Here is a 22,079-nt window from a genome sequence, read left to right on the forward strand (position 1 = left end):
AGGCCCGCGATGCGCCGCTACGCCGTGTTCGGATCACCCATCGCGCACTCGCTCTCGCCGTTCATCCACGCCGCGTTCGCGCGCCAGACCGGTATCGCGCTGGAATACGTCGCGATCGAGGCCGGGCATGGCGATTTCGCAGAAAAGCTTGCCGCCAGCGGGGTGGACGGGGCCAATGTCACCCTGCCGCTGAAGGAGGATGCCTTCGCCCTGTGCCGCTCGACCAGCGCGCGCGCGCAGCGCGCCGGCGCGGTGAACACGCTCCTGCACGAGGGCGATGGCTGGCGCGGCGACAACACCGACGGCCTCGGCCTGGTGCGCGACCTCACCGAACGCCACGGCCTGGACCTGCGCGATCGCCGCGTGCTGCTGCTGGGCGCCGGCGGGGCCGCGCGCGGCGTGGCGCCCGCGCTGCTGGATGCCGGCATCCATTCGCTCTACATCGCCAACCGCACCGCAGAGCGCGCCGATGCGCTGGCGGACGCGCTGGGCGATCCGGCGCGGGTGCATCCCCGCGGCTGGGACGCGCTATCCGACCTCGGCGAATTCGACCTGCTGGTGAACGCCACCGCCGCCACCCGCACCGGCGCGCTGCCGGTGCTGCCGATGGCGCTGGTGGCGCCGCGCAGCGTCGCGGTCGATCTCAATTACGGCGCCAGTGCGGTGGCGTTCCTGGCCTGGGCGCGCGCCGCCGGCTGCGCGCAGGCGTTGGACGGGCTGGGCATGCTGGTGGAGCAGGCCGCGGAAAGCTTTTCGCTCTGGCACGGCGTGCGCCCGGAGACCGATGCGGTGTACGCCGCGCTGCGCGCACGCGTGGAAACATCGCCGGCCGCCGGCGACTGACCCGGCCGCGGCGCGGCCTCACCCGCCAGCGCGCAGGTACTCGTCCTTCAGGCGCACGTAGTGCGCGGCGCTGTAGTAGAGCGCCTCGATCTCGGCATCGCTGAGCAGGCGCGCCTTCCTGGCCGGGTTGCCCAGCCACAGCTCGCCCTCGCCCACCACCTTGCCCGGCGGCACCAGTGCGCCGGCGCCGACGAAGGCGTGCTTCTTCACCACCGCACCATCCAGCACGGTCGCGCCCATCCCGATCAGCACCGCATCCTCGATCGTGCAGGCATGGATGATCGCCTTGTGGCCGATGGTGACGTCGCTGCCGATGCGGGTGGCAAACCCGCCCAACCTGGCATGCGGGCCGTCGTGGCTGACGTGGATGACGCTGCCGTCCTGGATATTGGTGCGGTCGCCGATGCGCACGAAGTTCACGTCGCCGCGGATCACCGTGTACGGCCACACCGAGACATCCTCGCCCAGCACCACGTCGCCGATCACGCTCGCACGCGGATCTACGTAGCAGCGCGCGCCGAGGGTGGGGGAAATACCGCGATAGGGGCGAAGATCCATGCGCGGATTATCGCTGGATTCGCCCGCCATCCGCACTACACTGGCCCGTATGGACACCGCCGCCGACACCCCGATCGCCGACCTGCGCCCCACCCTCGACCGCCTGCGCGCGGCCTGGCAGGCGCGCAAACCCGATTTCACCCAACGCCGCGACGACCTGCGCCGGCTGCGTGCGGCGCTGAAGGACCGGCTGGACGAGATGGCGCGCACCATCGCCGCCGACTTCGGCCACCGCGCGCTGGACGAGAGCCGGATCGCCGACGGCATGACCGTGCTCAACGACATCGACCACCTGCTCACGCACCTGCACAGCTGGATGCGCCCGCGGCGGGTCGGCGTGGGCTGGCGCTTCTGGCCGGGGCGGGCGTGGATCGAACCGCATCCGCTGGGCGTGGTCGGGGTGATCGCGCCGTGGAACTACCCGGTCAACCTGGCGCTGATCCCGCTGGCCACGGCGATCGCCGCCGGCAACCATGTCTATCTCAAGCCGTCCGAACACACCCCGCGCACCAGCGCCTTCCTGCGCGACCTGCTGGCGGAGGTGTTCCCGCCCGACCGCGTGGCGGTGGCCACCGGCGGCGCGGACGTGGGCGCGGCCTTCGCCGGCCTGCCGTTCGACCACCTGGTGTTCACCGGCTCCACCGCGGTCGGGCGCAAGGTGATGGCCGCCGCCGCCGCCAACCTGACCCCGCTGACCCTGGAGCTGGGCGGCAAGTCGCCGGCGATCGTGTGCCCCGACTTTCCACTGGAGAAAGCGGCCGCGCGGATCGCCACCGGCAAGTGGTTCAACGGCGGCCAGACCTGCATCGCGCCCGACTACGTGCTGGTGCCGGCGGCACAGCGCGATGCGTTCGTCGCGGCCCTGCGGGCGGAAGTGGTGGCGCGCTACGGCGCCAACCTCGACAACCGCGAGGACTACACCCGCATCATCAACGCCGGCCAGTACGCACGCCTGCAGGGCTATCTCGACGATGCGCGCGCGCGCGGCATCGAGGCCACCCCCCTCGCCGGCAGCGCCGACCCGGCGCAGCGCCTGTTGCCGCCGACCGTGCTGCTGGACCCGGGCGACGATGCGCGGGTGATGCAGGAGGAGATCTTCGGGCCGATCCTGCCGGTGAAGGGCTACCACACGCTGGAGGAGGCGATCGCCTACGTCAACGCGCACGACCGCCCGCTGGCGCTGTACCCCTTCAGCCACGACCGCGCCACGGTGCGGCGCATCCTCGATGCCACCCTCGCCGGCGGGGTGAGCATCAACGACACCCTGTTCCACTTTGCGATCGGCAACCTGCCGTTCGGCGGGGTAGGCCCCAGCGGCATGGGCGCCTACCACGCGCGCGCCGGCTTCGACGCCATGAGCAAGCAGCTGCCGGTGTTCCGCCAGGCGCGCCTGACCGCCGGCGACCTGCTCAAGCCGCCGTATGCGAAGGTGCGCTGGCTGCTGGACCGTATCATCCGCTGACACCGCGCAAGGACCCGACGGATGAAAATCGCCAGCTGGAACGTCAACTCGCTCAACGTGCGCCTGCCACAGCTGCAACAGTGGCTGCAGCAGGCCGCGCCGGACGTGGTGGGCCTGCAGGAAACCAAGCTGGAGGACCACCGCTTCCCGGATGCGGCGCTGCTGGAGGCTGGCTACCGCAGCGTGTTCCATGGCCAGAAGACCTACAACGGGGTGGCGATCCTGGCGCGCGATCGCGCCCTGACGGACGTGCAGGTGGGCATCCCGGGCTTTGCAGACGACCAGGCGCGGGCGATCGCGGCGACGGTGGACGGCGTGCGCATCGTCAACCTGTACGTGGTCAACGGGCAGGAGGTGGGCAGCGAGAAATACGCCTACAAGCTGCGCTGGCTGGAAGCGGTGCGAGAGTGGCTGGCTGACGAGCTGCGGCGGCATCCGCAGCTGGTGGTGCTGGGCGACTTCAACATCGCCCCGGACGAACGCGACGTGCACGACCCGGCCACCTGGAACGATGACCATATCCTCACCTCCGCGCCGGAACGCGAGGCGCTCCGCCAGCTGCTGGCGCTGGGCCTGCACGACGGCCTGCGCCTGCACAGCGAGGAAGGTGGCATCTTCAGCTGGTGGGACTACCGGCAGGCCGCGTTCCGCCGCAACCTGGGCCTGCGCATCGACCTGACTCTGGTGTCCGACGCGCTGCGCGAGGCCACCTTGGAGGCCGGCATCGACCGCACCCCGCGCACCTGGGAACGCCCCAGCGACCACGCCCCGGCGTTCGTCGTCCTCGGCTGAGCCGGCGGCGGAGGTAGGAAACACGAAGGCCCGGCACACCGGGCCTTCGCGGGACATCCCTGTCGCGCCGCGCCGCGGGGGAGGCCGGCGCCGGCAGCGGCGTCAGCGCACGCTGCCGCGGCGGAACAGGTTGACGATCGCCAGCAGGATGATCGCGCCGATCAGCGCGGTGATCAGGTAGCCGACCCAGCCGGCGAAGCTCAGGCCGACCATCGGCAGCACGTAGCCGCCGATCACGCCGCCGATGATGCCGACCACGATGTTGAGGATGATCCCCTGCTGCGCGTCGGTGCGCATGATGATGCTGGCCAGCCAGCCGGCGATGCCGCCGACGATCAACATGACGATGAGGCTCATGGACTATGCACTCCCTCGATGATGGGTCGATCCGGAGATCGACGTGGGCGGTCCGGCCAGCGCCGGGCCTGCGGATGCCGGCGCATGCCTCTCGCCGGCGTGAACCAGCTTGCCTGCCAGCGCGTGATGACCGCCTTCGCACACCTGACCGGGCGTTCAGCCATGCCGGCGCGGCGTGACGGCGGGCCGGTGCGCGGCATACTGTGCGCATGACCGCCGACATCGCCGCCCTGCGCCCCGAGCTCGAAGCCGGGCTGGCGCAGCTTGCGCAGGAGCCCGCCCTGGCCGGGCCGCTGCTCGACTACCTCGCGCTGCTGGCGCGCTGGAACGCCACCTACAACCTCACCGCCATCCGCGATCCGCGCGAGATGCTGGCCAAGCACCTGCTGGATTCTCTGGCGATGCAGCCGTTCGTGCGCGGGCTCGCCGCGCTGGCGGACCTCGGCAGCGGCCCCGGGCTGCCCGGCATCCCGCTGGCGATCGTCACGCCCGGGCTACAGGTGACGCTGGTGGAAAGCAACGGCAAGAAGGCGCGCTTCCTGCGCGAGGCGGTGCGCCAGCTCAAGCTGGGCAACGTGCAGGTGGCCGAATCGCGGATCGAGGCGTTCCGCCCGGCCGCGCCGTTCGCGGCCATCACCGCGCGCGCGCTGGCCACGCTGCCGCTGATCCTGGAGCTGGGCGGGCACCTGCTGGCGCCCGCCGGCCGCCTGCTGGCGATGAAGGGCGTGGTCCCGGCGGACGAGATCGCGGCGCTGCCGCCCGGCTGGCAGGTGGCGGCCATCCATCCGCTGCAGGTTCCCGGGCTGGTGGCCGAACGCCACCTGCTGGAAATCGCCCGCCGCCAGGCATAGGGCATAATCGACCGTCCCCGGGCCGCCCCGCGCCGGCCCCTTCCGCAGGAAACACACGCCGCATGGCCCGCATCATCGCCATTGCCAACCAGAAGGGCGGGGTCGGCAAGACCACCACCGCCGTCAACCTCGCCGCGGCGTTGGCGCGCACGCCCAAGCGCGTGCTGCTGGTGGACCTCGACCCGCAGGGCAACGCCACCATGGGCAGCGGGATCGACAAGCGCGAGCTCGGTGCCTCGGTGACCGACGTGCTGCTGGGCGAGGCCACCCCGGCCGAGGCCATCGTGGCCTGCGCCGACGGCTACGCCCTGCTGCCCGGCAACATCGACCTGACCGCCGCCGAAATCCGCCTGCTGGATGCGCAGGGCCGCGAGGGCCGGCTCAAGGCCGCGCTCGCGCAGGTGCGCGGCGACTACGATTTCATTCTGGTCGACTGCCCGCCGTCGCTGTCGGTGCTGACCCTGAACGCACTGACCGCGGCCGATTCGGTGCTGGTGCCGATGCAGTGCGAGTACTACGCGCTGGAAGGGCTGTCGGCGCTGATCGACACCATCGAGGGCCTGAAGGGCCGCTTCAACCCGGCGCTGGAGATCGAGGGCGTGCTGCGCACCATGTTCGACGTGCGCAACAACCTCGCCAACGCGGTGTCTGCCGAGCTCACCAACCACTTCGGCGACCTCGTGTTCCGCACCATCGTGCCGCGCAACGTGCGCCTGGCGGAAGCGCCCAGCCACGGCCAGAGCATCCTCGGCTACGACCGCGCCAGCCGCGGCAGCGTGGCCTACCTCGGGCTGGCCGGCGAGGTGCTGCGCCGCCAGCGCGAACGCGAACAGCGGCAGAAGGAGAAAGCGGCATGACGGCGGGCAAGGAGGCGGCGAAGGTGGCGGCCAAGAAGCGTGGGCTGGGGCGCGGGCTGGAGGCGCTGCTGGGGCCGAAGGCCGCGGCGGAAGCGCCGGCGCTGCAGGCGATGCCCGGCGACGTGCTGCGCACCCTGCCGGTGGACGCGATGGTGCCGGGCAAGTACCAGCCGCGCCGCACCATGGACGACGCCAAGCTGGAGGAACTGGCGGCCTCGATCCGCACCCAGGGCGTGATCCAGCCGATCGTCGTGCGCGAGCACCGCGATGCCAACGGCCGCGGCGGCCGCACCTACGAGATCATCGCCGGCGAACGCCGCTGGCGCGCCAGCCAGCGCGCCGGCCTGAGCGAGGTGCCGGTGGTCATCCGCGAGGTGGACGACCGCACCGTGGTGGCGATGGCGCTGATCGAGAACATCCAGCGCGAGGACCTCAACCCGCTGGAGGAAGCGCAGGCGCTGCAGCGGCTGATCGACGAGTTCGACCTCACCCACGCCGCCGCCGCGGAAGCCGTGGGCCGCTCGCGCGCCGCGGTCTCCAACCTGCTGCGCCTGCTGGAACTGCCGGAGGCGGTGCGGGTGCTGGTGCAGACCGGCGCGATCGAGATGGGCCACGCGCGCGCGCTGCTGCCGCTGGCCGAGCCGATGGCGGTGGCATTGGCCAGGCAGGCCGCCGAGGAAGGCTGGTCGGTGCGCCAGGTGGAACATCGCGTGCAGCAGCTCGCCGCCGGCAAGGTGCCCACCGAGCCGAAGAAGCCCGCGCCCAAGGCGAAGGCGCCGCAGGCCGACATCGCCGCGCTCGAGCGCGAGCTGTCGGAGGCCCTGGGCAGCAAGGTCAGCGTGCTCAACGGCCGCGGCAACAGGGGCAAGCTGGTGATCCACTACGCCAATCTGGATGCGCTTGACGGCGTGCTCGAGCGCCTGCGCAACCGTCATTGAAGCCCGTACCCCGCATGCCTGATTCCCTGCAACTCTCGGTCGTCGTCCCCGTCCACAACGAGGAGGACAACGTCGCCCCGCTGGTGGCCGAAATCCTCGCGGCGCTGCGCGGCCGCATCGATTTCGAAATCGTGTACGTGGACGACACCTCGCGCGACGCCACCCTGGCGCGCCTGCGCGAACTGCAGGCCACCACGCCGGAGCTGCGCGTGGTCCGCCACCTCACCAACGCCGGCCAGAGCACCGCAGTGCGCAACGGGGTGAAGGCCGCGCGCGCGCCGTGGATCGCCACCCTGGACGGCGACGGCCAGAACGACCCGGCCGACATCCCGGCGCTGCTGGCCAAACGCGATGCCTCCGCGCCGGAGGTGAAGCTGTTCGCCGGCTGGCGGGTGAACCGGCAGGACAGCGGCAGCAAGCGCTGGGCCAGCAAGTTCGCCAACGCGATCCGCTCGCGCCTGCTGCGCGACGCCACCCCGGACACCGGCTGCGGGATCAAGCTGTTCGAGCGCGAGGCCTTCCTCGACCTGCCCTACTTTGACCACATGCACCGCTACCTGCCGGCGCTGATGCAGCGCGCCGGCTGGCAGACCGTGAGCGTGCCGGTCAACCACCGCCACCGCACCGCGGGCGTGTCCAAGTACACCAACCTCGGGCGCGCGCTGGTCGGCATCAAGGACCTGCTGGGCGTGGCTTGGCTGATCCAGCGCAGCCGCCGCACCGCGGTGGAGGAACTGCCCGGCCAGGGCGGGCCGCGATGATCGCCGCGCCGGCGCCGGGGTTCATGGACACGCCGCTGGCCGCGCTGGCCTGGACCGGCATCCACATGAGCCCGTGGAAGCTGATCGGGCTGGTCGGCGCGCTGATGTTCGGCGGGCGCTGGCTGGTGCAGTTCATCGCCAGCCGCCGCCACGGCAAGCCGGTGATCCCGCGCCTGTTCTGGTACATGAGCATCCTCGGCAGCGTGATGACACTGAGCTATTTCATCTTCGGCAAGAACGACGCGGTCGGCATCCTGCAGAACCTGTTCCCCAGCTTCACCGCCTGCTACAGCCTGTACCTGGACATCCGCCACCGCGGCTGGAAGCGCGACCGCAACAGCCACTGAGGGAGGCATGCGATGCGGGTGCTGCTGGTCGAGGATTCCGCGGTGCTCGGGCAGGCCCTGCACGACCACCTGGAGCGCGCCGGCCACGCCTGCGACCTCGCCACCGACGGCCAGCAGGCGCTGGCCCACCTGCACGCGCACGCCTACGCTGCGGTGGTGCTCGACTTGATGCTGCCCCGGCTGGATGGCTTTGCCGTGCTCGAGCGCCTGCGCGCGGGCGGCGACGCGGTGCCGGTGCTGGTGCTGTCGGCGCGCGATCAGGTGGCCGACCGCGTGCGCGCGCTGGATGCCGGCGCCGACGACTACCTGGTGAAGCCGTTCGCGCTGGACGAGCTGCTGGCGCGCCTGCGTGCGCTGGTGCGGCGCCCGCCGCGCGCGCAGCAGCCGCTGCTGCGTATCGGGGCGATCGAACTGGACCCGCGCCTGCGCCTGGCCCGCCACGCCGGCCGCGACCTCGGCCTCTCGCCCAAGGAATACGCGCTGCTGGAGGTGCTGTTGCGCGAACGCGGCCACGTACTCTCGCGCGCGCAGCTGTTCGAGCGCCTGTACGACCACGGCAGCGATGCCTCCGACAAGGTGGTGGAGGTGATCCTGAGCACCCTGCGTGCCAAGCTGGCGCGCGCCGGTGCCGGCAACCCGATCCAGACCCGCCGCGGCTTCGGCTACACCATCCCGTGAAGCACCCATGAGCACGCCCCTGCCCACGCCGCCCGAACCGCCGCCGCACGCCGCCCGCGGGCGCGACTGGTCGCTGCGCCACCGCCTAGCCTGGCAGCTGGCGCTGGCCGCCGGCGCCGTGCTGGCGCTGCTGTTCGTGCTGCTGGATACCCTGATCGACCGCGAGATCTACGCCCATCTCGACCAGGGCCTGACCCTGCGCGCCGAGGTGATCGCGCATTCCCTGCAGCGCCACGGCGCCGACCTGCCGCTGGCGGACTACCAGGAGGACGGGCATACCGAGTTCTACACCCTGTTCGACCGCGACGGCCGGGTGCTGGCCACCTCGCCGAACAGCCACGGGCTGGCGCTGCCGTGGCCCGCGCCGGGCGCCGGGGCGCTGCCGCGCTACTACGACGCCCGCCTGCCGGACGGCCATGCCGGGCGCCTGCTGGCACGGGCGCTGGTGGATGCCGACGGCCGCCCGGGCGTGCTCGCAGTAGGCACCGAGCGCGCGCATTGGGATTCGGTGGAACGCCGCGTGCACATGCTGCTGACCTCCGGGATCGCGCTGGCGCTGGTGGTGGTGGTGCTGCTCAGCCTGTGGCTGGTCGGGCGCAGCTTCGGATTGCTGGAACGGCTGCGCACGCAGGTCGCAAGCGTGGATGCCGACACCCCCGCGCGGCTGCCCGACGACCTGCCCACCGAGTTGCATCCGTTCGCGCAGGCCCTGCAGACCGGCGTGGAGCGCTTGCGCCTGGCGCTGCAGCGCGAGCGCCGCTTCGCCCGCGACGTGGCGCACGAGCTGCGCACCCCGGTGGCCGAGATCCGCGCCAGCGCCGAGGCCGCCCTGCCGCAGGTACAGGACGCGCCGGCGCGGCGGGCATTGCAGGCCAGCCTCGAGGCCAGCCAGCGCATGCAGCGCAGCATCGAATCGCTGCTGACCCTGGCGCGCATCGAGTCCGGGCTGGAACGGCCCTCCGCCGATCCGTTCGACCTCGCCGCCCAGCTGCGCACGCTGCTGGACGCCGCCGCGCCGCGGCTGCAGGCGCGCGCGCTGGAGCTGGCCGACACCCTGCCCGCCAGCGCCTGGTGCATGGGCGATGCCGGGATGCTGGAACGGTTGGCCAGCAACCTGCTGGACAACGCCATCGAGTACGCGCCGCCCGCCAGCCGCGTGCGGGTCCACCTGTGGCGGACCCCGGACGGTTGGCGCCTGGTGGTGGGGAATCCCGCGCCCGCACTGGCGGAGGCCGACCTGGCCCACTTCGGCGAACGCTTCTGGCGCCGCGAAGGCGAAGGCGGCACCGCGCTGCATGCCGGCCTCGGCCTGGCCCTGTGCCGGGCGCTCGCGGACGCGCTCGCGGTCCCGCTGGAATTCGCGCTGGAAGACGGCCAGCTGCAGGCCCGCATCGGCCCGCTGCCAGCGCTGTGAGCACCTCGTTCGTAGCAAGCCTTTCCCACTTATGGTTAGCCCCCGTTCGTGGTGAGCCTGTCGAACCACGGACGGGCCGGTTCCTCCCCCGACACGCTCACCACGCGCGGATAGGAAAGCCGGCGACCCGCGTCCCGGCCCTGCACCTGCCGGTGGCGTCTTAAGCAAGCCCAAAGCCTGGCGCGCGAAGCTGGCGGCCCCTTCCGCCCGCCGGACGCCGCCATGTTGCCCAGGATCCCGCGTACGCCCCTCCGTTCCGAGCGCCCGCACGGGGTGCGGCGATGAACCCGCGCCTGCGCCGCGCCGCCGGCATCGCCGCTGCCGCCGTCATCCTCGTCCTGCTGGGTTGGCGGCTGTGGCCGCGCAGCGAAACCACCACCGCCGCCGCGCCTCCGGCCGCCGCCCCCGACGGCAGTGTGCAGCTGGCGCCTTCGCAGGTGCAGGGGCTGGGCATCGCGCTGGCACCGGTGCGGCGCGCCGACAGCGTGCCGGTCACCGGCCTGCCGGCGCAGACCGAGGCCCCACTGGAGGCCAGCCAGCAGGTGGCCTCGCCGTGGGCGGGCACGGTCTCGGCGCTGCTGGTGCACGAAGGCGAGCAGGTGCGTGCCGGGCAGCCGGTGCTGCGCCTGCGCAGCCCGGAGGCGCTGCGCGCAGGCGCCGAGCTGGCGCGCGCCGGCAGCGAGGCGGACGTGGCCAGCCGCCAGGCGCGGCGCGACGCGCAGCTGCTGGCGGAAGGCATCATCCCGGCGGCGCGCAGCGAACAGAGCCAGGCCCAGGCGCGTGCCGCGCAGGCGGAACTCGCGCGCGCGCGCGATGCCCTCGGCGGGGCGCGGGTGCGCCTGGCGGAGGGCGGCGAGGTCGAACTGCTGGCACCGATCCCCGGCAAGGTGCTGCGGCGCATGGTGCGCCCCGGGGACGCGCTGCAGGCGCAGGAACCGGCGCTGCTGATCGCCGATCCCGCGCGCCTGGACATCGGCTTCGCGGTCGCCGCCGGCCTGCGCGCGCAGCTCGCGCCGGGGCTGCGGGTGGCGCTGGCCGACGGCAGCGCGGCGCGGGTGGCGGCGATCGGCGCCGACCTCGACCCGGCCAGCCAGCAAGTGCCGGTGCGCGCCCGCTTCGAGGACCCCGCCGGGCATGTCCCCGGCGAACGCTTCGCGGTCACCCTGCTGCTGCCGGCACCGGCCGACGCGCTGGCGATCCCGGCCCAGGCGCTGCTGCCGGACGGCGAGCGCCACGTGGCCTATGCCCGCGACGGCGACCGCTTCCGCGCCGTGCGCATCACCCGCGTGCTCGGGAACGATGGCGTGCACGCGGTGGTGCAGGCACCCACGCTGCGCCCCGGGATGGACGTGGTGACCCGCGGCACCGCCGCCCTGAAGGCGCTGCTGCCGACGCCGGCCGCCGTGTCCGCCAGCGCCCCCGCGCAGTGAGGCCGCCGTGCTGACCCGCCTCACCGACTTCTCGCTGCGCCAGCGCCTGCTGGTCCTGCTGGCCGCGCTCGGGCTCGCCGCGGCCGGCGCCTGGGCATTCGCGCACCTGCCGATCGACGCCTATCCCGACATCTCCCCGACCCAGGTCAAGCTGATCCTGAAGGCCCCGGGCATGACCCCGGAGGAAGTGGAGCAGCGCGTGATCGCGCCGCTGGAAATGGAACTGCTGGGCACCCCGCGCGCCAGCATGCTGCGCTCCACCGCCAAGTACGCGATCGCCGACCTCACCCTCGACTTCGAGGAAGGCACCGACCTCTACTGGGCGCGGCAGCAGGTCGCGGAGCGCTATGCCGCGGTGGCGCCGGGCCTGCCGGCCGGCATCGAGGGCGGGCTGGCGCCGATCTCCACCCCGCTGTCGGACGTATACATGTTCAGCATCGAGGGCGGCGGCCTGAGCCTGGCCCAGCGCCGCACCCTGCTCGACTGGACCCTGCGCCCGGCGCTGCGCACCCTGCCCGGGGTGGCGGACGTCAACGCGCTGGGCGGGCAGGCGCGCAGCTTCGTGGTGGTGCCGGACCCGGCCAAGCTGGCGCAGGCCGGCCTGAGCCTGGCCGACCTCGCGCAGGCGATCGAACGCAACAACCGCAACGACGGCGCCGGGCGGGTGGATGCCGGCGAGGAAACCCTGATCGTGCGCGTCGAGGGCGCGCTGCGCGGCGCCGCCGACATCGCCGCGCTACCGCTGCGCGAAGGCCCGCCGCCGCTGCGGGTGGGCGACGTGGCGCAGGTGCGGGTGGACGCGCTGACCCGCTACGGCGCGGTGACCCGCGACGGCAAGGGCGAGACGGTCGAGGGCATCGTCGTCGCGCTGCGCGGCGCGGATGCCAGCACCCTGGTCACGTCGGTGCGCCAGCGCCTGGACGAGCTGGCCCCGGGCCTGCCGCCGGGGGTGCGGATCGTGCCGTTCTACGACCGCAGCAGCCTGATCCAGCGCGCGGTCGGCACCGTCGAGCACGCGCTGCTGGAGGCCACCGTGCTGGTGGTGGTGCTGCTGCTGCTGTTCCTGGGCGAATTGCGCGCGGCGCTGGTGGTGGCGCTGATGCTGCCGTTCGCGGCGCTGGCCACTTTCCTGCTGATGCGGCTGACCGGGATGAGCGCCAACCTGATGAGCCTGGGCGGGCTGGCGATCGCGATCGGCATGCTGGTGGACGCCGCGGTGGTGGTGGTGGAGAACGCCGTCAGCCGGCTCGACCCGCATGCGCCCGGCGCGCACCTGCCGCGCCTGCACCGGGTGTACGCCGCTACCCGCGAGGTGGCGGTGCCGGTCGCCGCCGGCATCCTCATCATCTGCCTCACCTTCATGCCGCTGCTGACCCTGCAGGGGCTGGAAGGCAAGCTGTTCGCACCGGTGGCGCTGACCATCGTGTTCGCCTTGGGCGCCTCGCTGCTGCTGTCGCTGACCCTGGTGCCGGTGCTGGCCTCGCTGCTGCTGAAGGAGCGCGCGCACGGCGAGCCGTGGCTGATGCGCCGGCTGCATGCGCTGTACCAGCCGCTGCTGGAGCGCGCGCTGGCGCATCCGCGGGTGGCGCTGGGCGCGGCTGCCGGCGCCCTGCTGCTGGGCGTTCTGGCCTGGCTGGGCACCGGCAAGACCTTCATGCCGACCATGGACGAAGGCGACATCCTGCTGCAGCTGCAGAAGCCGGCCTCGATCAGCCTGCAGGCCTCGCTGGCGACCGACGATGCGGTGGCGCGCGCGATCCGGGCGCGGGTGCCGGAGGTGCGCCACGTCATCGCGCGCGCCGGCTCGGACGAGCTCGGGTTGGACCCGATGGGCCTGAACGAGACCGACCTGTTCATGCAGCTGGCGCCGCGCGATGCGTGGCAGGTCGCGGACAAGGAGGCGCTGGCCGAGCGCATTCGCAAGGTGATGGCGGATTTCCCGGGGCTGGACTACGGCTTCACCCAGCCGATCGAGATGCGGGTGTCGGAGATGCTGACCGGCAGCCGCGGCGACGTGGCGATCAAGGTGTTCGGCCCGGACCTGGCGACGCTGGGCGAGCTGTCCGCGCGCATCGCCGCCACCCTGGAAGGCATCCGCGGCGCGCAGGACGTGCTCACCCAGGCCGCCGACCACGTGCAGTACCTGCAGGTGCGGGTGGATCCGCAGGCCGCCGGCCGCGCCGGGCTCAGCGTCAGCGCGGTGCAGGACGAGCTGCGCGCGCAGCTGGAAGGCATGCGCGCGGGCAGCGTGATCGAACCCGACAAGCGCACCCCGATCCTGGTGCGCGGCGACGGCGACCTGCGGCAATCGGCCGAGCGCTTCGGGCGCAGCCTGCTGGCGCGCGGCGACGGCAACGGCGACATCCCGCTCACGGCCGTGGCCACCATCGCCCCCGCCGCCGGCCCGGTCGCGGTGCGCCGCGAAGGCGGCTCGCGCTTCGCCCTGATCCAGTCCAACGTCAGCGGGCGCGACCTGGTCGGCTTCGTGGCCGAGGCGCGCGCCGCGGTGGCGCGCCAGGTGCCGCTGCCGCCCGGCTACCGGCTGGTGTGGGGCGGCCAGTTCGAGAACCAGCAGCGCGCCGCCGCGCGCCTCGGGCTGGTGGTGCCGGTCGCGCTGGGGCTGATCTTCGTGGTGCTGTTCATGACCTTCGGCTCGGCGCGCCAGGCGCTGCTGATCCTCGGCAACATCCCGTTCGCGCTGGTCGGCGGCATCCTCGCGCTGTGGCTGTCGGGGCAGTACCTGTCGGTTCCGGCCTCGGTCGGCTTCATCGCCCTGCTCGGCATCGCGGTGCTCAACGGGCTGGTGCTGGTGGCGCACTTCAACCAGCTGCACGCCCTGGGGCTGCCGATCGAGCGGGTGGTGCGCGAGGGCGCGCTGCGGCGCCTGCGCCCGGTGCTGATGACCGCCAGCATCACCGCGTTCGGGCTGGTGCCGCTGCTGCTGGCCAGCGGGCCCGGCTCGGAGATCCAGCGCCCGCTGGCGATCGTGGTGATCGGCGGGCTGGTGAGTTCGACCGCGCTGACCCTGCTGCTGCTGCCGCTGCTGTACCGCCGCTTCGCCCATCCCGCGCCGACCGCCCCCGGAGCCTCGCCATGAGCACGCCGATCCGCATGACCCTGGTGTTCCCGCCGGAGCTGGAGGACGGCATCACCGAGGCCCTGTCCGCGCACGCCGGCCTGCCCGGCTACACCCTGTTCCACGCCGAGGGCCACACCAGCGATTTCCGGCGCGCCTCCGCGGGCGAGCAGGTGCGCGGGCGCGTGCAGCGGCGGGTGCTGTGGATGCTGATCGACCCGGCGCAGCTGGACGTGGCGCTGGATGCGGTGCGCGCCACGGTGGCCTCGCAGGACGTGCGCTGGTGGACCGAGCCGGTGCTGGCGGCGGGGAGGCTGGCATGAGGATGTACACCGCGATCGCCCCGCCATTGCTGGCGCTGGCGCTGGGCGCGTTCCCGGCGCACGCCGGCGACACCGGGTTCCTGCCACCGGAGCCGCTGGCCCAGCGCGCGTTGGCCGCCCAGCCCGAGGTGCGCGCCGCGGTCGCGGCGGCGCAGGCCACCCATGCCGACTCGCGCGCGCTGGCGGCCGGCAGCTACGAATGGGAAGCGCTGCTGATCCCGCAGCGGCGCAGCGTGGCACCCGGCCTGCGCTACCGCGAGTTCGAGGGCCAGATCAGCCGCCGCATCCGGCTTCCGGGCAAGGCCGCGCTGGACCGTGCGATCGGCCAGCATGCGGACATCGCCGCGAACCTGCGGATCGACGACGCCACCCACCAGGCCGCACGCCGGCTGGGCCATGACTGGATGGGCTGGCTGCGCGCGCGCCTGCTGGACGCCGACGCGCAGGCGCAGCTGGAGCTGATGCGGCAGGCGCGCCAGGCGCTGGCGCGCCGGGTGCAGCTGGGCGATGCCGCGCGCCGCGAGCTGGACACCATGGACGCCGAGCTCGCGCAGCTGCAGGCCGAGGCGCTGCGCACCGCCGCCGAGGCCGAAGCCGCGCGCAAGGCGCTGGCCGTCACCTACCCGCAGCTGCCGCTGCCGGCCACGCCGCCGTCGCTGCCGGACCCGGCACCGCTGCCGGGCGGCGTCGCCTACTGGCGCGACCTGATCATCGCGCGCAGCCATGAGATCGCCATCGCCGAACAGGACGCGCTGCGCCAGCAGCAGGTGGCCGCGCGCGCACGCGCCGACCGCCTACCCGACCCGAGCATCGGCCTGCGCGTGCTGGACGACCGCGGCGGCGCCGAGCGCGCGGTCGGGGTGGTGCTGTCGGTGCCGCTGGGCGGCCGCTACCGGCGCGACGTCGCCGCGCGCGAGGCAGCGCGCGCCGACATGGCGCAGGCCGACGTGGACGGCATGCGGCTGACGATCACGCGCGAGGCCCAGGCCACCGCCGACCTCGCCGAGGCGCGGCACGCGCAGTGGCAGGCGCTGCAGGCCGCGGCCACCGCGCAGGAAGCCGCCACCGCGCGCACCCGGCGCGCCTGGGAACTGGGCGAGGCACCGCTGGCCGAATGGTTGCTGGCGCAGCGCAACGCCCGCGCCAGCCGCAGCCAGGAGCGCCAGGCGCGGGTGGACGCGCTGGAAGCGGCGCTGCTGGTGCGGATCGACAGCCACGAGCTGTGGCACGACAACGAGGACGAGGCCGACGGCACGCCGCGCGAGTGAGCGCACAGGCGTGCCGGCAGCGGCCGCCCGCAACGGACTGACGCGCGGAGGCCGGTGCTACGATCCGCAGCCCCGCCCCCTGGAAGCCCCGCCGTGACCGCACCGCTGCGCACGCTCATGCTCGCCCTGTGCCTGCTCCCCGCGCTGGCGCGCGCGCAGGCACCGGCGCAGGGCACCGTCGCCGATGCCGCCTTCCGCGCGATCTACCAGTCGGAGTGGGCATGGCGGACGCAGCAGGCCGGTGGCTGGAATGAGGACAGCGATACCGGTGCGGATGCTGCCACGCAGGAGCGCCTGCCCGACGTCGGCGCCCCTGCGCAAACCGCACGCCTGGCCTATCTGCAGGACGTGCTGCGCCGGCTGGAGGCGATCGATGAGGCCGCGCTCTCGCCCGGCGAGCGCCTGAACTACGCGGTGTACCGGCCGCAGATCGAGCACCGGATCGCCGCGCTGCGCTTTCGCGAATACGAGATGCCGTTCAATTCCGACAGCGCGTTCTGGTCGGACCTCGACTTCATGGCGCGCGCCGAGCTGCGCGATGCCGCCGCCTACCGCGCCTACGCCGCGCGCCTGCGCGACGTGCCGCGCTACTTCGACCAGCAGATCGCCAACATGCGCGCCGGGCTGGCGCGCGGGTTCTCGGTGCCGCGCGCGGTGCTCGCCGGGCGCGACGGCGCGATCGCCGCGGTGGCCACCCTGCAGGACCCGGAAGCCGCCGCGCTGTATGCGCCCTATGCGAAGCTGCCGGCGACGATCCCGGCCGCCGAGCAGGACGCGCTGCGCGCGGAAGGCCGCGCCGCGATCCGCGATGCGGTGATCCCCGCCTACCGCCGGCTGCTGGCGTTCTTCCGCGAGGAATACCTGCCACGCGCGCGCACCACCCTGGCCGCCGAAGCCCTGCCTGACGGCAAGGCCTACTACCGCGAGCAGATCCGCCGCTACACCACCCTCGACCTGGCGCCCGAGCAGATCCATGCAATCGGCCTGCGCGAGGTCGCCGACCTGCGCGCGCAGATGGAGGCGATCATCGACCGTCTCGGCTTCCGCGGGCGCTCGCCGAAGACCCGGTTCGCCGATTTCCTCGCCTTCCTGCGCACCGATCCGCAGTTCTACGCGCAGACGCCGCAGCTGCTGCTGGAGCGCGCGGCCTGGATCAGCAAGCGGGTGGACGGCCAGCTCGGCCGCCTGATCGGCACCCTGCCGCGCGGGCGCTTCACCATCGAGCCGGTGCCGGCGGCGATCGCGCCGTACTGGACCGCCGGCCGCGGCAGCGCGGACGTGTACTGGGTCAATACCTACGACCTGCCCAGCCGTCCGCTGTACACCCTGCCGGCGCTGACCCTGCACGAGTCCGCGCCCGGACATTCGCTGCAACAGATGCTGGTGCGCGAGCAGGGCACGCTGCCGGGCTTCCGCAAGGAGTACATCAGCGCCTATGGCGAGGGCTGGGCGCTGTACAGCGAGTGGCTGGGCGAGGAAATGGGCATCTACCAGACGCCCTACGAGGAATTCGGCCGCCTCACCTACGCGATATGGCGCGCCTGCCGGCTGGTGATCGATACCGGCATCCACCATTACGGCTGGAGCCGCGCGCGCGCCCAGGCTTACCTGCGCGAGAACACCGCGCTGTCCGAACACGAGATCGCCACCGAGGTGGACCGCTACATCAGCTGGCCGGCGCAGGCGCTGAGCTACACGCTGGGCGAACTCACCATCCGCGCGCTGCGGCGCGAGGCGGAAACCGCGCTGGGCGCACGCTTCGACGTGCGCGCCTTCCACGACGTGGTGCTCGGCCAAGGCGCGGTGCCGCTGCCGGTGCTGCAGGCGCAGGTACGGGCCTGGATCGCCGCGCAGCAGGCCGCCACGCCCTCCGGTGCGACGCCGGCGGCGGTGCGCTAGGATCGCGCCCGGCCGCACTGGCCGGACGTTCTCGACGGGGTTCCCTATGCGCACGCATGCCCGGCTGCTGGCCGGCTTCCTGCTGCTGTTCGTCGTGTACCAGGCCTCGGAAGGCCTGCAGACCGTGTACGCGCCCGGCAACCCGCTGGGGCCGGCGTTGATGCTGGCCGCGCTGCTGCTGGCATGGCCGGTGGGGCGCTGGATCGACGGCAGCGGCTACCGCGCGTTCGGCCTGCACGGGCGGCACTGGGCCGGGCTGCTGCTGGGCATGTTCCTGCTCGCGGTACTGGCGAAGCTGGCCGGCGAGGCGCTAGCGCTGGGGCTGGGCATGGAGCGCTTCACCCCGATGGTGGCGCTGGCGGCGCCGGCGGTCGCGCTGGCGGTGGTCAGCACCTTCGTGCCATCGCTGGCCGAGGACATCCTCACCCGCGGCTTCCTGCTGCGCCTGACCCCGCGCCCGCTGGGGCCCTGGGGCTACGTGCTCGGTTCGGCGCTGCTGTACACCCTCAACCACGTCTGGCGCTTCGACTGGGGGCTCAGCGAGCAGCTGCGGCTGTTCTGCCTCGGCCTGGCCTACGGCGCGGCCGCCTACCGCTTCGGCTCGCTGTGGGCCGCGGTGGGCCTGCACTGGGGCTGGAACCTGGGCAACAGCCTGCTGTCGCAGGCCTGGCCCGGCGCGGTGCTGGAGGTGGCCGGCAACCGCCTGGTCTCGGCCGCCGTGCACCTGGTGCTGCTGGCGATCGTGCTGGCCTGGCCGCGCCCGGCCCCCTCCCCGCCCGCCGCGCCCGCCGCCGGCTGACGGCGCCAGCGGCCCGGTGGCTTGCGGCGCGCCCGCGTGGCGGGCATAATGCGCGGCTCGCTGCGTCCTGCAGCGCCTTCCCGGCCGCGTGCCGGGGCCGCCGTCTCCCGGGCTACGGGCGACAACCCAACCACCATCGAGGTGCCCAGTGTCCAAAGTCTGCCAAGTCACCGGCAAGCGCACGACGACCGGCAACAACGTCTCGCACTCCAACCGCAAGACGCGTCGTCGCTTCCAGCCCAACCTCCACGAGCGCCGCTTCTGGGTCGCCTCCGAAAACCGTTGGGTCAAGCTCCGTGTTTCCACCGCCGCGCTGCGCACCATCGACAAGAACGGCATCGACGCCGTGCTCGCCGACCTGCGCAAGCAGGGCCTGAAGGTCTAAGGGAGGATCGAACCATGGCTTCCAAGCGCGACAAGATCCGCCTGATCTCCTCGGCCGGCACCGGCCACTTCTACACCACCGACAAGAACAAGAAGAACACGCCGAACAAGATGGAGGTCAGCAAGTACGACCCCGTCGTTCGCAAGCACGTGATGTACAAGGAAGGCAAGATCAAGTAAGCCGCCCGATCTTCCGGGATGCACTACTGCAAGGCCCGCCGCAAGGCGGGCTTTGCGTTTCCGGGCCGGGTGTTCCCGCGCCCTGCGCCGCGTCGCGCCGGCGGTGCGATAATCGCCGCATGAGCGAACCCACGGGCACCCCCGGCACCACCCACTTCGGCTTCCGCGAGGTGCCGGTGGCCGAGAAGCAGAAGCTGGTCGGCGAGGTGTTCTCGTCGGTGGCGCGCAAGTACGACGTGATGAACGATGCCATGAGCCTGGGCATCCATCGGGTCTGGAAGCGCTTCTTCGTCGCCACCTCGCAGGTCAGGAAGGGCGATCGCGTGCTGGACCTGGCCGGCGGCACCGGCGACATCGCCGCGCTGCTGAAGGACCGCGTGGGCGAGACCGGCGAGCTGGTGCTGGGCGACATCAACGGCGACATGCTGCGCGTGGGCCGCGACCGCATGACCGACCGCGGGAACGTGCGCGGCTTTACGTACGTGCAGTGCAACGCCGAGCGCCTGCCGTTCCCCGACGCCAACTTCGACCTGGTGACGATGGCCTTCGGCCTGCGCAACGTCACCGACAAGGACGCCGCCCTGCGCGAGATCGCCCGGGTGCTCAAGCCCGGCGGGCAGGCGCGGGTGCTGGAGTTCTCGGAAGTGAAGGCCGAGTGGTTCCGGCCGCTGTACGACTTCCACTCGTTCCAGGTGCTGCCGCGGCTGGGCCGGCTGCTGGCCAACGACGCCGACAGCTACCGCTACCTCGCCGAGTCGATCCGCAAGCATCCGCCGCAGGGCGCCCTCAAGGCGATGATGGAGGCGGCGGGGCTGGTGCGCTGCAGCTACCGCAACCTGAGCGCCGGGATCGTGGCCATCCACACCGGCTACAAAGCCTGAGCCATGACCGCACAGCCGCCGCTGCAGAACTTCCGCGACAGCCCCTGGCGCTACTCGCAGTTCGTGGTGCTGGGCCTGCTCGCGGCCGGGCTGGTGAAGTGGCTGAGCCCGCTGGGCTGGCCGGCGGCGCTGGGCATCGGCGCGGCGGTCGGCGTGGGCTACCTGCTGTTCGAGAAGAAGCGCGGCGTGATCTGACCGGGATGGATGCGCCCGCCCCGCCCGCGGTCCGCCTGGAGCCGAGCTGGAAGGCCCGCGTCGGCGACTGGTTCGCGCGCGAGGACATGCGCCAGCTCGCCGCCTTCCTGCGCCAGCGCAAGGCGGCCGGCGCCACCATCTATCCTCCCGGCGGCGAGATCTTCGCCGCGTTCGACGCCACCCCGTTCGAGGCGGTGAAGGTGGTCATCCTCGGCCAGGACCCGTACCACGGCCCCGGCCAGGCCCACGGGCTGTGCTTCTCGGTACGCCCGGGGGTGCCGGTGCCGCCGTCGCTGGACAACATCTACAAGGAGCTGGCGCGCGACACCGGCTTCGTCCGCCCCGACCACGGCTGCCTGCTGCCCTGGGCCCGCCGCGGGGTGCTGCTGCTCAACAGCGTGCTGACGGTCGAGGCCGGCCAGGCCGGCGCGCACCAGGGCAAGGGCTGGGAAGGCTTCACCGACCACGTGGTGGACGTGCTCAACCGCGAGCGCGAGCACCTGGTCTTCCTGCTCTGGGGCAGCTACGCGCAGAAGAAGGGCGCGGTGATCGACCCGCGCCGGCACCGGGTGCTGAAGGCGCCGCACCCCTCGCCGCTGTCCGCCCACCGCGGCTTCCTGGGCTGCGGGCATTTCTCGGCCGCCAACCAGTATCTGGCGCGCACCGGGCAGACCCCGGTGGACTGGTCCCTGCCGCCGGCGCGGGATCTGGCCGCCGGGACGTGAGCGCCCGGGCTTGATCCCACGCTGCAGCGCCCGCATATCGACCTGACAAGCCGCGTGGCTGACTGGTGTTTGAACATCCATTGTTCCACCGACGCAACGCTCAGGAACTTCCACCCCTGATTAGCAGTCATACGGGGCGACTGCTAGAATCCAGCGCATGAGGGAATCCGCCATGACGTCCGCCGCACTCGTCGCCCACAACCTGCCGATCCCCAGCGCGATGGGTTCGCTGGAGGCGTACATCGGTGCCGTGCACCAGATCCCTGTGCTGTCCGCCGAGGAGGAGCAGCGGCTGGCCCTGCGCCTGCGCGAGCACAACGACATCGCCGCGGCGCAGGAGCTGATCCTGTCGCACCTGCGCTTCGTGGTGCACGTGGCCCGCGGCTATTCCGGCTACGGCTTGCCGCTGGGCGACCTGATCCAGGAAGGCAACATCGGCCTGATGAAGGCGGTCAAGCGCTTCGACCCCGCGGTCGGCGTGCGCCTGGTCAGCTTCGCGGTGCATTGGATCCGTGCCGAGATGCACGACTTCATCATCAAGAACTGGCGGATCGTCAAGGTCGCCACCACCAAGGCGCAGCGCAAGCTGTTCTTCAACCTGCGCAAGAGCAAGACCCGCCTGGGCTGGATGAATGCCGAGGAAGTGCGCGCGGTGGCCCGCGACCTCAACGTCTCCGAGCACGAGGTGCTGGAGATGGAGGCGCGCCTGTCCGGCCGCGACATCGGCTTCGACGCGCCCGACGACAGCGACGACGAGCACGCCCCGCCGGCGCCGGTGAACTACCTGGTGGCGCACGAGGCCGATCCCGCCGCCGCCTACGAGTCCGCCGACAGCGAGGCCGATCAGCTGGAAGTCCTGCGCGAAGGCATGGCCAAGCTCGATGCCCGTTCGCGCGACATCATCAAGCGCCGCTGGCTGGACCCGGAGAGCAAGGTCACCCTGCAGGAACTGGCCGACGAGTACGGCGTCTCCGCCGAGCGCATCCGCCAGATCGAGGCCAACGCGCTGAAGAAGATGAAGGCGCTGTTCGCGGCGTAATCCTCGCCGCATCCAAGCAGTG

The 22,079-nt window shown here is 72.5% G+C and carries 24 protein-coding genes; 22 read left to right on the forward strand and 2 right to left on the reverse strand.

Going from position 1 to position 22,079, the window contains the following annotated elements; translation table 11 throughout:
* Positions 1-9 precede the first annotated feature (9 nt).
* Entirely contained in the window at positions 10-843 is an 834-nt protein-coding gene (gene aroE, locus EDC34_RS10565) for a shikimate dehydrogenase (RefSeq protein ID WP_114960755.1), read from the forward strand.
* Between the two features lie 18 nt (positions 844-861).
* On the opposite strand, the gene EDC34_RS10570 is transcribed toward aroE, so the two are convergent.
* The gene (locus EDC34_RS10570) at positions 862-1,401 is read right to left on the reverse strand and encodes a gamma carbonic anhydrase family protein (RefSeq protein ID WP_114960756.1); all 540 of its coding nucleotides are present in this window, start codon (positions 1,399-1,401) and stop codon (positions 862-864) included.
* Positions 1,402-1,450: 49 nt separating this feature from the next.
* Here EDC34_RS10570 and EDC34_RS10575 point away from each other — a divergent pair, with 49 nt between their 5' ends.
* Entirely contained in the window at positions 1,451-2,863 is a 1,413-nt protein-coding gene (locus tag EDC34_RS10575; RefSeq protein ID WP_114960757.1) for a coniferyl aldehyde dehydrogenase, read from the forward strand.
* Between the two features lie 21 nt (positions 2,864-2,884).
* Positions 2,885-3,655 (forward strand): exodeoxyribonuclease III, encoded by a 771-nt coding sequence (xth, locus tag EDC34_RS10580; protein WP_114960758.1) that lies wholly within the window; start codon positions 2,885-2,887, stop codon positions 3,653-3,655.
* A 102-nt stretch (positions 3,656-3,757) separates the two neighbouring features.
* Here the strand turns inward: xth and EDC34_RS10585 are convergent, their stop codons facing one another.
* Positions 3,758-4,012: a GlsB/YeaQ/YmgE family stress response membrane protein gene (locus EDC34_RS10585; RefSeq protein WP_114960759.1), complete on the reverse strand. Its 255-nt coding sequence runs from the start codon at positions 4,010-4,012 to the stop codon at positions 3,758-3,760.
* A gap of 209 nt (positions 4,013-4,221) precedes the next feature.
* Between EDC34_RS10585 and rsmG the strand changes: the two genes are divergently transcribed.
* From rsmG to rpoH, 19 genes are all read left to right on the forward strand, one after another.
* Positions 4,222-4,863: a 16S rRNA (guanine(527)-N(7))-methyltransferase RsmG gene (gene rsmG / locus EDC34_RS10590; protein WP_114960760.1), complete on the forward strand. Its 642-nt coding sequence runs from the start codon at positions 4,222-4,224 to the stop codon at positions 4,861-4,863.
* A 62-nt stretch (positions 4,864-4,925) separates the two neighbouring features.
* Positions 4,926-5,720 carry a ParA family protein gene (locus EDC34_RS10595; RefSeq protein ID WP_114960761.1) on the forward strand — a complete coding sequence of 265 codons (795 nt, stop codon included), beginning with the start codon at positions 4,926-4,928 and terminating at the stop codon, positions 5,718-5,720.
* Positions 5,717-6,658: a ParB/RepB/Spo0J family partition protein gene (locus EDC34_RS10600; RefSeq protein ID WP_114960762.1), complete on the forward strand. Its 942-nt coding sequence runs from the start codon at positions 5,717-5,719 to the stop codon at positions 6,656-6,658. Before EDC34_RS10595 ends, EDC34_RS10600 begins: the two co-directional genes overlap by 4 nt.
* A 14-nt stretch (positions 6,659-6,672) precedes the next feature.
* The gene (locus EDC34_RS10605) at positions 6,673-7,419 is read left to right on the forward strand and encodes a glycosyltransferase family 2 protein (protein ID WP_114960763.1); all 747 of its coding nucleotides are present in this window, start codon (positions 6,673-6,675) and stop codon (positions 7,417-7,419) included.
* The gene (locus tag EDC34_RS10610) at positions 7,416-7,766 is read left to right on the forward strand and encodes a lipid-A-disaccharide synthase N-terminal domain-containing protein (protein ID WP_162797711.1); all 351 of its coding nucleotides are present in this window, start codon (positions 7,416-7,418) and stop codon (positions 7,764-7,766) included. The genes EDC34_RS10605 and EDC34_RS10610 overlap by 4 nt, the downstream gene beginning before the upstream one ends.
* A gap of 12 nt (positions 7,767-7,778) precedes the next feature.
* On the forward strand, positions 7,779-8,444 hold the full coding sequence (locus EDC34_RS10615) for a response regulator transcription factor (protein WP_114960764.1): 666 nt from the start codon (positions 7,779-7,781) through the stop codon (positions 8,442-8,444).
* Between the two features lie 7 nt (positions 8,445-8,451).
* Entirely contained in the window at positions 8,452-9,858 is a 1,407-nt protein-coding gene (locus EDC34_RS10620; protein WP_240311120.1) for a sensor histidine kinase, read from the forward strand.
* Positions 9,859-10,139: 281 nt separating this feature from the next.
* Positions 10,140-11,288 (forward strand): efflux RND transporter periplasmic adaptor subunit, encoded by a 1,149-nt coding sequence (locus EDC34_RS10625; protein ID WP_114960765.1) that lies wholly within the window; start codon positions 10,140-10,142, stop codon positions 11,286-11,288.
* A gap of 7 nt (positions 11,289-11,295) precedes the next feature.
* Positions 11,296-14,385, forward strand: a complete 3,090-nt coding sequence (locus EDC34_RS10630; protein WP_114960766.1) for an efflux RND transporter permease subunit — start codon at positions 11,296-11,298, stop codon at positions 14,383-14,385.
* Positions 14,382-14,687 carry a DUF3240 family protein gene (locus EDC34_RS10635; protein ID WP_114960767.1) on the forward strand — a complete coding sequence of 102 codons (306 nt, stop codon included), beginning with the start codon at positions 14,382-14,384 and terminating at the stop codon, positions 14,685-14,687. Before EDC34_RS10630 ends, EDC34_RS10635 begins: the two co-directional genes overlap by 4 nt.
* Complete coding sequence (locus EDC34_RS10640) at positions 14,684-15,955, forward strand: TolC family protein (RefSeq protein WP_132982886.1); 1,272 nt, start codon at positions 14,684-14,686, stop codon at positions 15,953-15,955. The genes EDC34_RS10635 and EDC34_RS10640 overlap by 4 nt, the downstream gene beginning before the upstream one ends.
* 117 nt (positions 15,956-16,072) lie before the next feature.
* Complete coding sequence (locus EDC34_RS10645) at positions 16,073-17,854, forward strand: DUF885 domain-containing protein (RefSeq protein ID WP_114960805.1); 1,782 nt, start codon at positions 16,073-16,075, stop codon at positions 17,852-17,854.
* Between the two features lie 46 nt (positions 17,855-17,900).
* Positions 17,901-18,653 carry a CPBP family intramembrane glutamic endopeptidase gene (locus tag EDC34_RS10650; RefSeq protein ID WP_114960769.1) on the forward strand — a complete coding sequence of 251 codons (753 nt, stop codon included), beginning with the start codon at positions 17,901-17,903 and terminating at the stop codon, positions 18,651-18,653.
* 148 nt (positions 18,654-18,801) lie between these two features.
* Positions 18,802-19,038 carry a 50S ribosomal protein L28 gene (gene rpmB / locus EDC34_RS10655; protein WP_072755037.1) on the forward strand — a complete coding sequence of 79 codons (237 nt, stop codon included), beginning with the start codon at positions 18,802-18,804 and terminating at the stop codon, positions 19,036-19,038.
* Positions 19,039-19,052: 14 nt separating this feature from the next.
* Positions 19,053-19,217 (forward strand): 50S ribosomal protein L33, encoded by a 165-nt coding sequence (gene rpmG, locus EDC34_RS10660; protein WP_114960770.1) that lies wholly within the window; start codon positions 19,053-19,055, stop codon positions 19,215-19,217.
* 119 nt (positions 19,218-19,336) lie between these two features.
* Positions 19,337-20,098: a bifunctional demethylmenaquinone methyltransferase/2-methoxy-6-polyprenyl-1,4-benzoquinol methylase UbiE gene (gene ubiE, locus EDC34_RS10665; protein ID WP_114960771.1), complete on the forward strand. Its 762-nt coding sequence runs from the start codon at positions 19,337-19,339 to the stop codon at positions 20,096-20,098.
* Positions 20,099-20,101: 3 nt separating this feature from the next.
* Entirely contained in the window at positions 20,102-20,293 is a 192-nt protein-coding gene (locus EDC34_RS10670; protein ID WP_114960772.1) for a hypothetical protein, read from the forward strand.
* 5 nt (positions 20,294-20,298) lie between these two features.
* Positions 20,299-21,018 (forward strand): uracil-DNA glycosylase, encoded by a 720-nt coding sequence (gene ung, locus EDC34_RS10675; protein ID WP_114960773.1) that lies wholly within the window; start codon positions 20,299-20,301, stop codon positions 21,016-21,018.
* A gap of 157 nt (positions 21,019-21,175) precedes the next feature.
* Positions 21,176-22,057: an RNA polymerase sigma factor RpoH gene (rpoH, locus tag EDC34_RS10680; RefSeq protein ID WP_114960774.1), complete on the forward strand. Its 882-nt coding sequence runs from the start codon at positions 21,176-21,178 to the stop codon at positions 22,055-22,057.
* The last annotated feature ends 22 nt before the right edge of the window (positions 22,058-22,079 follow it).

Source organism: Thermomonas haemolytica (genome assembly GCF_004346265.1).
GTDB lineage: Bacteria > Pseudomonadota > Gammaproteobacteria > Xanthomonadales > Xanthomonadaceae > Thermomonas > Thermomonas haemolytica.

What these genes read in the sequence shown, in the direction of transcription:
- EDC34_RS10570 (WP_114960756.1), bottom strand. Translation starts at nt 1,401, where the DNA reads ATGGATCTTCGCCCCTATCGCGGTATTTCCCCCACCCTCGGCGCGCGC.
- rpmG (WP_114960770.1), top strand. Translation starts at nt 19,053, where the DNA reads ATGGCTTCCAAGCGCGACAAGATCCGCCTGATCTCCTCGGCCGGCACC.
- rpoH (WP_114960774.1), top strand. Translation starts at nt 21,176, where the DNA reads ATGAGGGAATCCGCCATGACGTCCGCCGCACTCGTCGCCCACAACCTG.
- aroE (WP_114960755.1), top strand. Translation starts at nt 10, where the DNA reads ATGCGCCGCTACGCCGTGTTCGGATCACCCATCGCGCACTCGCTCTCG.
- EDC34_RS10615 (WP_114960764.1), top strand. Translation starts at nt 7,779, where the DNA reads ATGCGGGTGCTGCTGGTCGAGGATTCCGCGGTGCTCGGGCAGGCCCTG.
- EDC34_RS10635 (WP_114960767.1), top strand. Translation starts at nt 14,382, where the DNA reads ATGAGCACGCCGATCCGCATGACCCTGGTGTTCCCGCCGGAGCTGGAG.
- EDC34_RS10670 (WP_114960772.1), top strand. Translation starts at nt 20,102, where the DNA reads ATGACCGCACAGCCGCCGCTGCAGAACTTCCGCGACAGCCCCTGGCGC.
- EDC34_RS10620 (WP_240311120.1), top strand. Translation starts at nt 8,452, where the DNA reads ATGAGCACGCCCCTGCCCACGCCGCCCGAACCGCCGCCGCACGCCGCC.
- EDC34_RS10625 (WP_114960765.1), top strand. Translation starts at nt 10,140, where the DNA reads ATGAACCCGCGCCTGCGCCGCGCCGCCGGCATCGCCGCTGCCGCCGTC.
- EDC34_RS10610 (WP_162797711.1), top strand. Translation starts at nt 7,416, where the DNA reads ATGATCGCCGCGCCGGCGCCGGGGTTCATGGACACGCCGCTGGCCGCG.
- EDC34_RS10650 (WP_114960769.1), top strand. Translation starts at nt 17,901, where the DNA reads ATGCGCACGCATGCCCGGCTGCTGGCCGGCTTCCTGCTGCTGTTCGTC.
- ubiE (WP_114960771.1), top strand. Translation starts at nt 19,337, where the DNA reads ATGAGCGAACCCACGGGCACCCCCGGCACCACCCACTTCGGCTTCCGC.
- EDC34_RS10575 (WP_114960757.1), top strand. Translation starts at nt 1,451, where the DNA reads ATGGACACCGCCGCCGACACCCCGATCGCCGACCTGCGCCCCACCCTC.
- EDC34_RS10585 (WP_114960759.1), bottom strand. Translation starts at nt 4,012, where the DNA reads ATGAGCCTCATCGTCATGTTGATCGTCGGCGGCATCGCCGGCTGGCTG.
- EDC34_RS10595 (WP_114960761.1), top strand. Translation starts at nt 4,926, where the DNA reads ATGGCCCGCATCATCGCCATTGCCAACCAGAAGGGCGGGGTCGGCAAG.
- EDC34_RS10640 (WP_132982886.1), top strand. Translation starts at nt 14,684, where the DNA reads ATGAGGATGTACACCGCGATCGCCCCGCCATTGCTGGCGCTGGCGCTG.
- EDC34_RS10645 (WP_114960805.1), top strand. Translation starts at nt 16,073, where the DNA reads ATGCTCGCCCTGTGCCTGCTCCCCGCGCTGGCGCGCGCGCAGGCACCG.
- xth (WP_114960758.1), top strand. Translation starts at nt 2,885, where the DNA reads ATGAAAATCGCCAGCTGGAACGTCAACTCGCTCAACGTGCGCCTGCCA.
- EDC34_RS10605 (WP_114960763.1), top strand. Translation starts at nt 6,673, where the DNA reads ATGCCTGATTCCCTGCAACTCTCGGTCGTCGTCCCCGTCCACAACGAG.
- EDC34_RS10600 (WP_114960762.1), top strand. Translation starts at nt 5,717, where the DNA reads ATGACGGCGGGCAAGGAGGCGGCGAAGGTGGCGGCCAAGAAGCGTGGG.
- ung (WP_114960773.1), top strand. Translation starts at nt 20,299, where the DNA reads ATGGATGCGCCCGCCCCGCCCGCGGTCCGCCTGGAGCCGAGCTGGAAG.
- rsmG (WP_114960760.1), top strand. Translation starts at nt 4,222, where the DNA reads ATGACCGCCGACATCGCCGCCCTGCGCCCCGAGCTCGAAGCCGGGCTG.